Genomic DNA, 13,607 nt, shown 5'->3' with positions numbered 1-13,607 from the left:
CATGGACAGCAAGGCAGAAACCGGCAGCGTACGTTCCGTCGAGCGCGCCCTGGCAATCGTCGAGTTGCTGGGCGAGCATCAAGCGCTGGGTCTGGAGCAGTTGCACTACCTGACTCGCCTGCCCAAGGCCACGGTCTCGCGCATGTTGCTGACGTTGCAGGAGCAGGGCTGGGTCTATCGCGGGCTGAGCGACCGGCGTTATCGCCTGTGCGCCAAACGCCTGTTTGGCGACAGTCAGCAGCGTTTTAAGCGACGCCTGGTGGAAAACGCCGCGCCGCAGTTGCTGGAGTTGAGCGAGCGCACCGGGCTGGTGGTCGACCTGTCGTGTTTCGACGGCGAGCGCGTGGAAGTCATGGAAAGCGCGATTCCCACGGTGCTGCGCAAGCGCTATCCGAACAACTGCCAGATCGTCGGTCAGCATTCCAGCCTGTTTCATTCGGCCATGGGCCGGGCTTGCCTCGCCGAATTGCAAAGCGCTGAAGTGGAGCGTCTGGCCAATCGTGAACGTCTGACCGATGAAAGCCTGTTCAGCGCCACGCAGCAGGCCTTGCATCAAGGCTTCGGCCAGCGCACCGAAGGTTATTGGGAATACCCGGTACGCCTGCCATTCCTGATTCGCGCGGTGGCCTTGCCTATCCATACCGACGGCCGCCTGGTCGGCAGCATGGCGTTGCACTGGCCGATGGATCAGGCGCCGGTGGAGCGAGTGCTAAGTCTGCATCTGAACAGCCTGGCGGCGACCATCGGCAATGTGCAGCAGGCGATGGCCTGAGTGGAACCTTTGGCTGTTTAACGACTCAAGGCAACACAAAGTTTGCAACCTGTGTCAGGCCAGTTAAGGTTCAGCACAGGTTTATCTGCCCCACGAGTCACTATGTTCAAGCGTTCCATCATCAAAAGCTTCTCCATCCTGCTGTTGGCCGGCGCTTCGTTGTCGGCCCAGGCCAACTGGTACCTGGACGGCGAGTCTTCGCGGCTGTCGTTCGTCAGCACCAAAAACGCCAATGTTTCCGAAGTGCAGCGCTTTCTGGTGTTGCACGGCAAGGTCGATCCCAAAGGGGTGGCCGAAGTGGAGGTCGAGCTTGAATCGATCAACAGCGGCATTCCGTTGCGCGACGAGCGCATGCGCAAAGAGCTGTTCGAGATCGACAAGTTTCCCGAAGCGCTGATCACCACGCAGATCGATCTGCGCCCGATCAACGATCTTGCCCCCGGTGCGCAGCTGGAACTGCGCTTGCCGCTCACCGTCAACCTGCATGGCAAACAACACACGTACAACACCGAGTTGCTGGCGACCCGTCTCGATGACCGGCGCTTTCAGGTGGTGACGCTGGAGCCGGTGGTGATCAATGCCGAAGACTTCGACCTGGCCCCCGGCCTGGAAGCGTTGCGCAAGCTTGCCGGACTGTCGGCGATCAGCCTGTCGGTGCCGGTGGGTGCGGTCCTGATCTTCACGGCGCGCTGACATGGCCGGCCCCGTCTTTCCCTGGCGTGAAGGCAACCACTTCGAACTGCTGATCGACGGGCCACAGTTTTTTCCGCGCATGCTGGTGGCGATTGCCCGTGCCGAAGAGCAAGTCGAACTGGAGTTGTACCTGGTGGAGGCGGGTGCCTGCGCCGAGGCCATGGTTCAGGCGCTGGTCCAGGCCGCCGAGCGCGGTGTGCGGGTGCGTTGCCTGTTCGACGATTACGGCAGCCTGGCCTTCACGTTGAACCTGCGTCAGCGCCTGATGGCCGCCGGGGTCGAGCTGCGTTTCTACAATCGCCTGAGTTGGCGGCGTTGGGTCGGTAATTTCTACCGCGATCACCGCAAGCTGTTGCTGGTGGATCAGAGCCTGGCGGTGGTCGGCGGCACCGGTGTCACCGATGAGTTCTGGACGCCGGGCGAGGATGTCAGCGAGTGGCACGAGGTGATGGTGGAAATCACGGGGCCGCTGGTCCTCGACTGGCAGTTGCTGTTCGATCGGCAATGGATCGCCAACCGCCATCGCCGCGCCTGGAAACCCGCCTCGCACTTTGGCCTGCCGCGTCTGCCCCGTGTGCCACCGATGGGCGAGGGCATGGGCCGCGTGGCCTATGCCGACGCCCGCCAGCATCGGGACATCCTGCATTCGCTGGTTCGTGCGTTGAGCAGCGGGCAAAAGCGAGTCTGGCTCGCCACCCCGTATTTTCTGCCGACCTGGAGAGTCCGGCGTTCATTGCGTCGCGCGGCCAGCCGCGGTGTCGATGTGCGGCTGCTGCTGACCGGGCCGCGCACCGATCACCCTTCCGTGCGCTACGCCGGGCATCGCTACTACCCGCGACTGCTCAAGTCCGGGGTGAGGATTTTTGAGTACCAGCCCTGCTTCCTGCATTTGAAAATGGTTCTGATCGATGACTGGGTGAGCATCGGCTCGTGCAATTTCGATCACTGGAATTTGCGTTTCAACCTCGAAGCCAACCTTGAATCACTGGACGCCGGACTGACCCGGGCGGTGAAGGCGAGTTTCGAAAACGACTTCGCCTTGAGCCAGGAAGTGAGCCTGGAGTCGTGGAAACGCCGACCGCTGTGGCGGCGGGTCAAGCAGAGGGTATGGGGATGGGTGGATCGGCTGGTGGTGAATCTGCTGGATCGGCGGGGATAGGCGTTACACCCTAAAACACTGTGGGAGCGGGCCTGCTCGCGATGGCGGCCTGACAGTCAACGGTGTTGTTGAATGTTATGGCCTCATCGCGAGCAGGCTCGCTCCCACAGGTTTATTTACAGCAGTTCAAAGCTCTGCTGCGTCACGTCCTGGGAATCCAGGCCAATCTGCACGTTGAACTTGCCCGGTTCCGCCGCGTACTTGAGCTGGGCGTTGAAGAACTTCAGGTCGTCCTCGGTGATGGTGAAGTGCACGACTTTCTGTTCGCCGGCCTTGAGCATCACTTTCTGGAAGTTCTTCAGTTCCTTGATCGGCCGGATCATTGAGCCGGTCACGTCCTGGATGTACAGCTGGACCACGGTTTCACCATCACGCTTGCCGGTGTTTTTCACCGTGACGCTGGCGTCGAGCTTGCCGGTCTTGTTCAGTGTGGTCGATGACAGGGCCATCTCGCTCAGGCTGAAGTCGGTGTAGCTCAGACCGTAGCCGAACGGGTACAGGGGGCCGGTGGTGTCATCGAAATACTGCGAGGTGTAGTTGCCCGGTTTGCCTGGCGTGAACGGCCGGCCAATGGTCAGGTGGTTGTAGTAGGTCGGAATCTGCCCCACCGACCGCGGGATGGAGATCGGCAGTTTGCCCGACGGGTTGTAGTCGCCGAACAGCACGTCGGCGATGGCGTTGCCACCCTCGGTGCCGCTGAACCAGGTTTCCAGGATCGCATCAGCCTGTTCCTTCTCTTCGAGAATCGACAGCGGACGTCCGTTCATCAGTACCAGCACCAGCGGTTTGCCGGTGGCTTTCAAGGCGCGGATCAGCTCGCGCTGGTTTTCCGGGATATTGATGTCGGTGCGGCTCGAGGATTCGTGGGACATGCCACGGGATTCACCCACGGCGGCGACCACCACATCGGCATCCTTGGCGGCCTTGACCGCTTCGTCGATCAGCACATTGGCCGGACGCGGGTCATCCACCACTTCGGGGGCATCGAAGTTGAGAAAGTTCAGGTAATCGAGGACTTTCTTGTCGTTGGTGATGTTGGCGCCACGGGCGTAGATCAGCGTTGCCTTGTCGGCGACGGCGGCGTTCATGCCGTCGAACAGGGTCACCGATTGCGCAGGTTTCCCGGCGGCTGCCCAGCTGCCCATCATGTCGATCGGCGCCTTGACCAGCGGACCGACCAGCGCGATTTTTGCGGTTTTCTTCAGCGGCAGGGTTTCGTTCCGGTTCTTCAGCAGCACCTGGCTGCGACGCGCCACATCGCGGGCTTCGGCGCGGTGCAGGCGGCTGTCGGCATAGGTGTCGGCCGGGTCGTCCTCGGCCTTGCCGATACGCAGGTACGGGTCCTTGAACAGGCCCATGTCGTACTTGGCGTCGAGCACGGCACGCACGGCGTTGTCGATGTCGCTCTGCTGGATCTCGCCAGACTTCAACAGCCCCGGCAGCTCCTGGCGATAGAGGGTGTCGTTCATGCTCATGTGGATGCCGGCCTTGATCGCCAGCTTCGCCGCTTCGCGACCGTCAGCGGCGACACCGTGCTTGATCAGCTCGAAAATCGCGCCATGGTCACTGACCGCCAGCCCCTTGAAGCCCCACTCCTTGCGCAGCAGGTCGTTCATCAGCCAGGTGTTGGCGGTGGCCGGCACGCCATTGATCGAGTTCAGCGCGACCATCACCCCGCCAGCGCCGGCGTCAATGGCGGCGCGGTAGGGCGGCAGGTAGTCCTGGTACATCTTGACCGGGCTCATGTCGACCACGTTGTAGTCGCGACCGCCCTCGACCGCGCCGTACAAGGCGAAGTGCTTGACGCTGGCCATGATGCTGTCGGCGGCGTTCGCACCGGCGCCCTGGAACGCCTTGACCATCACGCCGGCAATCCGCGAAACCAGATAGGTGTCTTCGCCGAAGCCTTCGGACGTGCGACCCCAGCGCGGGTCGCGGGAGATGTCGACCATCGGCGCGAAGGTGATGTCGAGGCTGTCAGCCGCGGCTTCCTTGGCGGCGATGCGCCCGGACAGGCCGATGGCATCCATGTCCCAGCTCGAGGCCAGGGCCAGCGGGATCGGGAAAATGGTGCGGTGGCCGTGGATCACGTCATAGGCGAAGAACATCGGGATCTTCAGCCGGCTGCGCATGGCCGCGTCCTGCATCGGACGGTTTTCCGGGCGGGTGATCGAGTTGAACGTACCACCGATGTTGCCGGCCGCGATTTCCTTGCGGATCAGCTCCCGGGGCATTTCCGGGCCGATGCTGATCAGGCGCAACTGGCCGATTTTTTCATCGAGGGTCATCTGCTTCATCAGGTTGCTGATGAAGGCGTCCTTGTTCTCCAGAGGTGCGGGTGTCGTGGCGGCCAATACGTTATGACTGGCCAGGCTGACGAGCAGGCCCAGCAAACACAGCTTCTTCATGAATAGTTTTCTCAAGGGCCCAAACGGCGATGTACACATGCCGGCCAGCCAAAATTTAGGGAGCGACTATTGTTGTTCGGGTGCAGACTCGATAAACGACAGCCAAAATACGGCAGCCGAATCGGATGCGTCTTTGCGCAGGGGCTCTTTTTAGCCCATCGGCCCGTTGCAATCCAGAGGCGCGGGCGATTATGCCCCAAGAGCCGACTCAGAAGGTTTCATGGTCGGTTTTTTCATTAAAAGTACAAGGGAGCATCATCCAGATGAATGTCAGTCCAACCTACCGTTCTCGCTTGCAGGTCGCCACGCTGCTGGTGCTGGCCACATTGCTGACCGCCTGCGGCATCAACAATATTCCGACCCTCGATGAACAGGCCAAGGCTGCCTGGGGCCAGGTGCAAAACCAGTATCAGCGCCGTGCCGACCTGATTCCCAATCTGGTGGAGACCGTCAAGGGCTACGCCAAGCACGAAGAGGCAACCCTGACTGCCGTGATCGAAGCCCGGGCCAAGGCTACGTCGATTCAGGTCGATGCTTCGACCCTGGACGACCCGGCAAAACTCAAGCAATACCAACAGGCCCAGGATCAGCTCAGTGGTGCGTTGAGCCGGTTGATGGTGGTCTCCGAGCGCTACCCGGACCTCAAGGCCAACCAGAACTTCCTGGCCCTGCAATCGCAACTTGAAGGTACCGAGAACCGCATCGCCGTCGCCCGCCGCGATTTCATTCTCGCGGTGCAGAAGTACAACACCGAGATCCGCACGTTCCCCGGTCGCCTGTGGCACAGCGTGATGTACAGCAATCTGCCGATTCGCGAGACCTTCGAAGCCACGCCGGGTTCGGAGAAGGCGCCCGAGGTCAAATTCTGAATTACCGTCGGTGCTGTCGAGGTTGCCAATGCGAGCGTTGAAGGTAGGCCTGATGCTGTTGTTCTGGGTGGTTGCCCTGGCGGCCCAGGCCGAATTGAAGTTTCCGCCACTGACCGGTCGGGTGGTGGATAACGCCCAGATGATTGAGCCTGCGGTGCGCGAGCAACTGACCCAGCAGCTTCAGGCCCATGAAAAAGCCACCGGCGAGCAGGTGGTCGTGGTCACGGTGCCGGACTTGCAGGGCACCGACATCGCCGATTTCGGCTATCAACTGGGGCGCTACTGGGGGATCGGGCAGAAGGACAAGAACAACGGCGCACTGCTGATCGTTGCCCGTGACGAGCGCAAACTGCGTATCGAAGTCGGTTATGGCCTGGAAGATCGGCTGACCGATGCCCAGAGTTCAGTGATCATCCATCAGGTCATCACCCCGGCGTTCAGGGCCGGTCACTTCAGCAAAGGCATCAGCGACGGGGTGGCGGCGATGTTGGTGGTGCTGGGTGGCAATGCCCTGGACGAGCCATCGACCGCCTATGAATCCCGGGGTGATCCGGAGGGCGATTTCGTTTCGCGGCATCCGGGTGTCTTCGTGTTTTTGGTGCTGCTGTTCATCCTGACTGTGTTTGTCTGCCAGATGCTCGGTATCCTTCCTGCCGGCCGTGGTGGTTCGGGCGGCTCCGGAGGCGGTTTCGGCGGCGGTGGCGGTGGCTTCAGCGGCGGCGGGGGCAGTTTCGGGGGCGGTGGTTCGTCGGGCGGCTGGTGATAAAAACAATAGCGAACAGGCATCTTCAAGACATGGCATTACTCACTGAACACGAACAACGCAAAGTGGCCGAGGCCATCGCCCGGGTCGAGCGCGACACCGACGCGGAGCTGGTGACGGTGCTCGCGGCCCGCGCCGACGACTATGCGTACATCCCGCTGCTCTGGGCCAGTCTGCTGGCGCTGGTGGTGCCGGGGATCGTGCATTACCTGACGGGGTGGTTGACCCTGCACAGTTTGCTGCTGGTGCAATGGATCAGTTTCATCGTCCTGTGCCTGGTGTTCCGCCTGCCGAAAATCACCACTCACCTCATCCCGCGCGCGGTGCGGCACTGGCGTGCTTCCAACCTGGCGCGGCGGCAGTTCCTGGAGCAAAACCTGCACCACACGGTAGGCCGCACCGGCATGTTGATTTTCGTCTGTGAGGCCGAGCGCTATGTGGAAATCCTGGTGGATGAAGGGATCTCCAGTCGCCTGGACGACAAGAACTGGGACGCGATTGTCGCGACGTTCACCCAGCAAGTGCGGCAAGGACAGACGTTGCAGGGGTTCGTCAACTGCGTCGAGGCGTGCGGCGAGTTACTCAAGGTTCATGTGCCGGTGACCCATGTTCGCAATGAGTTGCCCAATCGCCTGGTAGTGCTTGGCTAAGCCTTTTCATCGGGCTTTGTAGCGCACGACGGCACAACGCCTGTCGGTTGTCCGGGCCCGGGCTTGTCTCCAACATCTCTCTCCATAGCCAACGCCCCGTGACGGGCGTTCCGACGTAGAGGGAGTTCTCATTTCAATGCATCAGACACTCGACTTTTTAGTGGAGGCCCCCGGCGGCGTGAAGACCCCGCCAGCGCGCTTGACCGCAAAAGAAACCCAAACCCTGATGTGGTGCCTCAAAGGTAAAACTTCGTGGGAGATCGCGAAGATTCAGAATTGCTCGGAATCCACGGTCAACTTCCACTTCTCCAATATTCGCCGCAAGTTTGACGTCAAGTCTCGCAGTGAAGCGCTGATCAAGGCCCTCGAATCCGGCGTCCTCAGCGTGGGTGAAATCCGATTCGCGAGGCGCCCATGAGCCTGACTGATTCGACCTACAACAGCGTCGGCGGTCTATTGTTGGGATTGGGTATTGCGACAATGCCTTCGATAGATGGCGAGGTGCTGTTCGGTGCCTCGCTGGGGGCCTGGTTGGTGACCACGACCCGCACCAATTTCAAGGCATGGCAGCGTATCGGTTCCTGGTTGCTGTCGGCGGGTGTCGGTTATCTCTTTACGCCCGTCGCACTCCCGCTGGCCCCTTTCCTGACGGCAGGCGTGACGGCATTTCTCTGTTCGGTGGTCGTCATTCCCATCAGCATCAAGCTCATGCTGTGGATTGACGGTGCCGGCCTGGGCGACATCATTCAGCATCTGAGAGGGCGTGGATGATGGGCGATGAAACGATTGCACTGGTCTTCATAACCGGCATCGCTCATTTGTTGAGCGCGTTCAGGCTGGCCTGCTATCAGCGTGACGAAGAGCGCCACTGTTGGCGAGGCGGACTATTGACCAGTCTGTGCGGGGGACTGTTATGCATTGCCGGCATGGATGTATTCCTGACATCTGTGCCGGTGAGTCCATGGCATTCGGTCGTGAGCGTCTTCCTGTGTGTGCTGATTATTCGAAGTGACGGAAACATTAAGGTGCTTTGGCGCGCCTTGAAGTAATCGCGCTTCGGGTGATCTATGACGTTATGTTTCGTTCGACTGCTGGAGTGTCGACAGGATAGAGGCCATTTCTGCAAGTTTAACTTCCATGTCGCGCAGGCGCCGTTTCTCCTCCAGTGCGTTTTGAATGGCGCAACGATCATCTTCGTTGAGCAATCGCCAGAGCGCGAGAATGGTGTTTTCTCGGGTTGTGCTTTCCTGGTTGTTGTCCTGCGACTGTGCCGTGACAGGCCGCAGGATTGGCCCTTCACCCAGTAGCAACCAGTCGAGAGAGATGCCTCGCGCTTGCGCGATGTCTACGCATAATGAATACGGTGTGCTGTCGCGGCCTTTCCAACTGCTCAGGGTTTGCGGACTGATCTTTAGCGCAGAAGATAAAGAGGCATCGCTTTTTGTGCCGGTAATTTGCTTCAGTCGCGCCAGAACAGCTTGTGATTTTTTGCTACGCAATTTGAGCCTCTTCCTTTTGACATATGCTTTTCGAGTGCATAGCGTATGCGTAATGAGTACTTTTTTTCTTGTGAGTAATCAATCGTTAACTATGGATCAGAAGAATACGATGTTGAAACTTCCTAATGGTAGCAAGGTGATTTCCTACGGCTTTAGTTCTAACCCCATTCGCGTTTACCCATTGCACTTCCTTTTGTCCGGCAGGCGTTACTCGCATGTGCCAAGCACCGCGATCAATGCATCCAGCAGTATTGCGTTTGATAATGTCGATTACCACCAGATGACCACCGGGAGCCAGGCATGAGCACATACAAAATGGTGTGTCCGCACTGTTTGAGCCGGATGCGCATCCGGACCAGCGAGGGCCGTCATATTTTTCTTCGGGTGGCCTATTTGCAATGCACGTCGGAAGCCTGCGGCTGGTCGGTGCGCGCCGAGTTCGAAATGACCCATGAACTTTCCCCCAGTGGAATGCCCAACCCGGCGGTGCGTTTACCCTGCGCGGGCCCGGACTTGCGCCGTGACGCACGGCCTGTTGCGGTCAGTGACTCATCGACGGACGCACAACAGGAGTTGTGAACATGAACGAAGTCGATGAACACCCGGAATTGAATGAGGATCTGCTGGCCATGGCCCAGGCCTTTCTGGTTCGACATGAAAGCGACGGATTGCTCGATGACCAGGTGTTGTTCTGTCGTGCGGTCAAGCATTTGCAAAGTGTCGATGTGCCCATGCATGTGGCGGAAAGACTGGTCAGCCATGCTTATGGGGAGCTTAAATCGAGCCATGATCGTCGGCGCCTGGACATCGCCGCGAGCTCTGAAACCGTCGCTGTGGTGACTGACCCGCTCAACGGTCTTACCTGGGCGGTACCGGTCGGGCTGATTGTCAAATACGTGATCAATTCGCCGAGTAACCGCAAGCTGCGACTGGTTGAGCCGTGATGCTTTAAAGGCGTTTATTCAGGTCTTGGGTGGCGTCACCAAGACCTGCCACAAAATAACCCCGTGCCCAAAACCCTCGGCCCCCCTAAAATACCCGGCATTCCCCCGATTCGTATTGCCCGAGGCCGTTTTTCCATGTCTGTCACCGCCACACCCGCCAGCCTCGTGCCGGATCATCACGCCCAATTCATCGACTTGCTGCAATCGAGCCTCGATCAGAATGCCTTCATCAAACTGGTGCTGGCCAAATACGTCGGCGAAGAGGCGGAGTTGCAGCGGATCATCATCAAGCCGGTGACCGTCAAGTCGCAGCCGTGCCTGTCCTTCGTCTATCGCTACAAAACCCGCGACATCACCAAGAACCTGCCGCTGGCCGAAGGGGTGGCAAGCATTGCCGAGTTACTCCCGGCGTCGTTCAAAAATGCGCATTTGCTGTCGCTGACCGATGAAGCCCAGCTCGAATACAGCAAAAAGGGCAAACCTTCGCTGTTCAAGAGCAAACCCCAGCAATTGCGTGAAGTGCCGTCCGCCGAGCACAACCGCGAGAAAAACCGCTTTCTTGACCTGAGCCGACCGTTTCTCGCCGACCTTGGCGTGACCAACAAGCAACACGAGTTGATCCCGGCGATGTCGCGCAAGTGGAAGCAGATCAACAAGTTCATCGAAGTGTTCAGCCATGCGCTGACCTCGTCACCCTTGGCACTGGACAAGCCAGTGCGCGTGGCGGACTTCGGGTCGGGCAAGGGGTACCTGACCTTTGCCATTCACGATTACCTGCGCAATACCTTGAACACCGAGGGCGAAGTGACGGGTGTCGAGTTGCGTGAGGACATGGTCACCCTCTGCAATGCCGCTGCGGTCAAGCTCGAGCATCCGGGGCTGATCTTCAAATGTGGTGACGTGCGCAGCGTGGCGCCGAGCGAGCTGGAGGTGATGATCGCGCTGCACGCCTGCGACATCGCCACTGACTATGCGATTCACACCGGCATCCGTTCCGGCGCGTCGATCATCATGTGCTCGCCGTGCTGCCACAAACAGATTCGCCTGCAAATCCAGAGCCCGGCGCTATTGAAACCGATGCTGCAGTACGGTTTGCACCTGGGCCAGCAGGCTGAAATGGTGACCGACAGTCTGCGTGCGCTGTTCCTTGAAGCCTGCGGTTACGAGACCAAGGTGTTCGAGTTCATCTCACTGGACCATACCAACAAGAACAAGATGATCCTGGCGGTCAAACGCGCCGAGCCGGTGGACCCGGCCCAGCTGTTGGTGAAGATTCAGGAGCTGAAGGATTTCTACCACATCAGTGAGCATTGCCTGGAAACGCTGCTGCGGGCTGACGGTTACCTGTGATCCCATGTAGGAGCCAGCAAGCTGGCTCCCACAGGATTTATGCGGTGGCAATTCGCGCGGGTTTGATGGCGGTCTTGCGTCCCAACATCACCGTCACAATCACCCCCGCGGCAAACAGCCAGGTGATCGGCTCGACGTGTTCGCCGAAGAACAACGCCGAGAAGGCGATGGTGAAGAAGATCTGCAGCAACTGGATCTGGCTGACCCGCGCAATACCGCCCATGGCCAGCCCGGCGTACCAGGCAAAGAACCCGATGAACTGCGAAAACAGCGAGACATAGCCGAAGGCCCACCAGGTTTTCGCCGAGATCTCGCCTTGATGTTGCAGCGCCAGATACACCACCGGCCCGATCAACACGGGCGTCGACAGCACCAGCGCCCAGCAGATCACCTGCCAGCCGCCCATTTCCTTGGCCAGGCGCCCCCCTTCGGCATACCCCAGGCCGCCCACGGCAATCGCACCGAGCATCAGCAAATCGCCGGCCTGAATGCTGCCGGCACCGCTGATCAGCGCATACCCGAGCACCAGCGCACTGCCCAGTGCGGCGCAGGCCCAGAACGCTTTCGACGGTCGTTCATGGGACAACCACGCCGCGTACAGCGCCACGCACAGGGGCTGCAGGCCATTGACCAGGGCGCCATGGGACGCCGGCAAGGTTTGCATGGCCCAGGCCGACAGCACCGGGAAGCCCAGGATCACCCCGGCAATCACCAGGGTCAGGCCTTTGACCTGCTTCCAGGTTGGCCATTTCTCACGACGCCAGAGCAACAGCAGTGCGGCGGGAATCGCCGCGAACAGGGCCCGGCCCAAGCCGTTGAGCAGTGGATGGAGTTCCTGCACGACGATTCGCGTGAAGGGCAGGGTGAGGCTGAAGATCACAACGCCGAGCAGGCCCAGGGCCATGCCGGTGTTTTCGCGGGAGGACATGATGGCAACCAGAATCGAGGGGGGTGGGAGGTGCCTTCATCTAGCCATAAATGGCGGGGGGCGCGCTGTTACAGCTAGGTGCAGAGTTATCCGTACAGTTGGAGGACGCCTTCGCGGTCCATCAGGTAGTAGCAGGTTATTACCCGACCCGCCGGATAAGGACTACCTTGAATACTCCTGCAAGCCCACGTTTTCCAGAGGAGTCCTCCCCATGGCTGCTAAAAAAATTCTGATGCTGGTTGGCGATTACGTCGAAGACTATGAAGTGATGGTGCCTTTCCAGGCGCTGTTGATGGTCGGCCACACGGTACACGCCGTATGCCCGGACAAAACCGCCGGCCAGACCGTACGCACTGCGATCCATGACTTCGAAGGCGACCAGACCTACAGCGAAAAACCCGGTCACCTGTTTGCCCTGAACTTCGACTTCGCCAAGGTCGTGGCAGCGGACTACGACGCGTTGCTGGTGCCCGGCGGTCGTGCGCCGGAGTACCTGCGGCTGAACGAAAAAATCCTGGAGCTGGTACGGGATTTCGACAAGGCCGGCAAACCGATTGCTGCCGTGTGCCACGGTGCGCAATTGCTGGCGGCGGCAGGGATTCTCGAAGGCCGTGAGTGCAGCGCTTACCCGGCCTGCGCGCCGGAAGTGCGCCTGGCCGGCGGTACGTATATCGATATCCCGGTGACGGACGGCCACGTTCAAGGCAATCTGGCCACCGCCCCGGCCTGGCCTGCCCACCCGAACTGGCTGGCGGGTTTCCTTGGGTTGCTGGGCACCAAAATCACGCTGTAACGAGGGACCTTTTCATGTGCGAGCTCTACGTCAAAGCCGACCCGATTCTCTACGAATCGCGCTCCCGCTCGCTGCGCATCTGCGGAGTGGTTACCACCCTGCGGCTGGAGAATCAGTTCTGGGACATCCTCAGCGAAATCGCTGAGGTCGACGGCATGACCACCAACCAGTTGATCGCCAAGCTGTATGAAGAGGTGATGGACTACCGCGGCGAGGTGGTGAATTTCGCCTCGTTCTTGCGGGTGAGTTGTACGCGGTATTTGAGTCAGCGGCGAGGGCAGGTGCCGGAGTTGTCGGTGGTGAAGCGCTCAGTGAGTTAGGTTTTTCGGCTCAGGCGACAGATTTGCCGGGCTGGTCTTTACTCTCAAGCGCGCAACCTCTCAATCGCCAAAGGAGAAAGAGCATGTCCGGATGGTACGAAGTGAGCAAAAGCATCAGCGGGCAATTCAGGTTTGTGCTGAAGGCGGCCAATGCCGAGACCATTCTGACCAGCGAGCACTACAGCACGCGCGCCGCAGCCGATAAAGGCATCGCGGCGATGCAGGCCAACAGCCCGCTGGATGAGCGCTACGAGAAGAAAACCACCAAGGATGGCCACCCGTATTTCAACCTCAAGGCCGCCAACCACGAGATTATCGGCAGCAGCGAGGCTTATTCTTCCGCTGCCGCGCTGGAAAAAGGCATCGCCAGCGTCAAGGCCATCGGGCCGACCAAGGTGATCAAGGACAAGACGTTGCCGGTGCTTTGAGGCACTTGTGGGAGCGGGCAATCTCGCTCCC

Annotated in this window: 18 protein-coding genes; 15 read left to right on the top strand and 3 right to left on the bottom strand. The window is 59.8% G+C overall.

The genetic code is table 11. The features are described from left to right. Position 1 precedes the first annotated feature (1 nt). The 3 genes from ACX3YF_RS00265 (at position 2) to ACX3YF_RS00255 (ending at position 2,624) form a co-directional block, all read left to right on the top strand. The gene (locus tag ACX3YF_RS00265; RefSeq protein WP_448645949.1) at positions 2-772 is read left to right on the top strand and encodes an IclR family transcriptional regulator; all 771 of its coding nucleotides are present in this window, start codon (positions 2-4) and stop codon (positions 770-772) included. 102 nt (positions 773-874) lie between these two features. Next, the gene (locus tag ACX3YF_RS00260) at positions 875-1,465 is read left to right on the top strand and encodes a YceI family protein (RefSeq protein ID WP_130210538.1); all 591 of its coding nucleotides are present in this window, start codon (positions 875-877) and stop codon (positions 1,463-1,465) included. A gap of 1 nt (position 1,466) precedes the next feature. Next, positions 1,467-2,624, top strand: a complete 1,158-nt coding sequence (locus tag ACX3YF_RS00255) for a phospholipase D-like domain-containing protein (protein WP_196585027.1) — start codon at positions 1,467-1,469, stop codon at positions 2,622-2,624. 116 nt (positions 2,625-2,740) lie between these two features. Here ACX3YF_RS00255 and bglX read toward each other — a convergent pair whose 3' ends face one another. Next, complete coding sequence (gene bglX, locus ACX3YF_RS00250) at positions 2,741-5,032, bottom strand: beta-glucosidase BglX (RefSeq protein ID WP_130210534.1); 2,292 nt, start codon at positions 5,030-5,032, stop codon at positions 2,741-2,743. A 263-nt stretch (positions 5,033-5,295) separates the two neighbouring features. Between bglX and ACX3YF_RS00245 the strand changes: the two genes are divergently transcribed. The 6 genes from ACX3YF_RS00245 to ACX3YF_RS00220 all read left to right on the top strand — a co-directional run bounded on the left by ACX3YF_RS00245 (position 5,296) and on the right by ACX3YF_RS00220 (position 8,363). Then, positions 5,296-5,901: a LemA family protein gene (locus tag ACX3YF_RS00245; protein WP_090467557.1), complete on the top strand. Its 606-nt coding sequence runs from the start codon at positions 5,296-5,298 to the stop codon at positions 5,899-5,901. A gap of 28 nt (positions 5,902-5,929) precedes the next feature. Then, complete coding sequence (locus tag ACX3YF_RS00240; RefSeq protein ID WP_204149540.1) at positions 5,930-6,664, top strand: TPM domain-containing protein; 735 nt, start codon at positions 5,930-5,932, stop codon at positions 6,662-6,664. A 32-nt stretch (positions 6,665-6,696) separates the two neighbouring features. Further along, positions 6,697-7,314 carry a TPM domain-containing protein gene (locus tag ACX3YF_RS00235; RefSeq protein ID WP_090467562.1) on the top strand — a complete coding sequence of 206 codons (618 nt, stop codon included), beginning with the start codon at positions 6,697-6,699 and terminating at the stop codon, positions 7,312-7,314. Between the two features lie 136 nt (positions 7,315-7,450). Next, positions 7,451-7,732 carry a helix-turn-helix domain-containing protein gene (locus tag ACX3YF_RS00230; protein WP_130211110.1) on the top strand — a complete coding sequence of 94 codons (282 nt, stop codon included), beginning with the start codon at positions 7,451-7,453 and terminating at the stop codon, positions 7,730-7,732. Further along, entirely contained in the window at positions 7,729-8,085 is a 357-nt protein-coding gene (locus tag ACX3YF_RS00225) for a putative holin (protein ID WP_130211109.1), read from the top strand. The genes ACX3YF_RS00230 and ACX3YF_RS00225 overlap by 4 nt, the downstream gene beginning before the upstream one ends. Further along, entirely contained in the window at positions 8,085-8,363 is a 279-nt protein-coding gene (locus tag ACX3YF_RS00220) for a phage holin family protein (protein WP_458973282.1), read from the top strand. The genes ACX3YF_RS00225 and ACX3YF_RS00220 overlap by 1 nt, the downstream gene beginning before the upstream one ends. A 24-nt stretch (positions 8,364-8,387) precedes the next feature. Here the strand turns inward: ACX3YF_RS00220 and ACX3YF_RS00215 are convergent, their stop codons facing one another. Beyond that, positions 8,388-8,813, bottom strand: coding sequence for a helix-turn-helix domain-containing protein (locus tag ACX3YF_RS00215; protein WP_130211107.1), 426 nt, complete (start codon positions 8,811-8,813; stop codon positions 8,388-8,390). 300 nt (positions 8,814-9,113) lie between these two features. Here ACX3YF_RS00215 and ACX3YF_RS00210 point away from each other — a divergent pair, with 300 nt between their 5' ends. From ACX3YF_RS00210 to ACX3YF_RS00200, 3 genes are all read left to right on the top strand, one after another. Next, positions 9,114-9,392 carry an Ogr/Delta-like zinc finger protein gene (locus ACX3YF_RS00210; RefSeq protein ID WP_130211106.1) on the top strand — a complete coding sequence of 93 codons (279 nt, stop codon included), beginning with the start codon at positions 9,114-9,116 and terminating at the stop codon, positions 9,390-9,392. Between the two features lie 2 nt (positions 9,393-9,394). Continuing rightward, positions 9,395-9,757, top strand: coding sequence for a hypothetical protein (locus ACX3YF_RS00205; RefSeq protein WP_130211105.1), 363 nt, complete (start codon positions 9,395-9,397; stop codon positions 9,755-9,757). A 135-nt stretch (positions 9,758-9,892) separates the two neighbouring features. Next, positions 9,893-11,107: a class I SAM-dependent methyltransferase gene (locus ACX3YF_RS00200; RefSeq protein WP_448645953.1), complete on the top strand. Its 1,215-nt coding sequence runs from the start codon at positions 9,893-9,895 to the stop codon at positions 11,105-11,107. Positions 11,108-11,144: 37 nt separating this feature from the next. Here ACX3YF_RS00200 and ACX3YF_RS00195 read toward each other — a convergent pair whose 3' ends face one another. Then, positions 11,145-12,035 (bottom strand): DMT family transporter, encoded by an 891-nt coding sequence (locus tag ACX3YF_RS00195; protein WP_090317304.1) that lies wholly within the window; start codon positions 12,033-12,035, stop codon positions 11,145-11,147. 211 nt (positions 12,036-12,246) lie between these two features. Here ACX3YF_RS00195 and ACX3YF_RS00190 point away from each other — a divergent pair, with 211 nt between their 5' ends. The 3 genes from ACX3YF_RS00190 (at position 12,247) to ACX3YF_RS00180 (ending at position 13,576) form a co-directional block, all read left to right on the top strand. Further along, complete coding sequence (locus ACX3YF_RS00190; RefSeq protein WP_130211103.1) at positions 12,247-12,828, top strand: DJ-1/PfpI family protein; 582 nt, start codon at positions 12,247-12,249, stop codon at positions 12,826-12,828. Between the two features lie 14 nt (positions 12,829-12,842). Continuing rightward, on the top strand, positions 12,843-13,148 hold the full coding sequence (locus ACX3YF_RS00185) for a ribbon-helix-helix domain-containing protein (protein ID WP_130211102.1): 306 nt from the start codon (positions 12,843-12,845) through the stop codon (positions 13,146-13,148). Positions 13,149-13,231: 83 nt separating this feature from the next. Further along, positions 13,232-13,576 (top strand): YegP family protein, encoded by a 345-nt coding sequence (locus ACX3YF_RS00180; RefSeq protein WP_458973281.1) that lies wholly within the window; start codon positions 13,232-13,234, stop codon positions 13,574-13,576. Positions 13,577-13,607: the final 31 nt, after the last annotated feature.

It is taken from the genome of Pseudomonas fluorescens group sp. PF-69 (assembly GCF_054481235.1).
The sequence above is the reverse complement of the archived record's forward strand: the minus strand, read 5'-3'. Positions and strand labels throughout refer to the sequence as shown.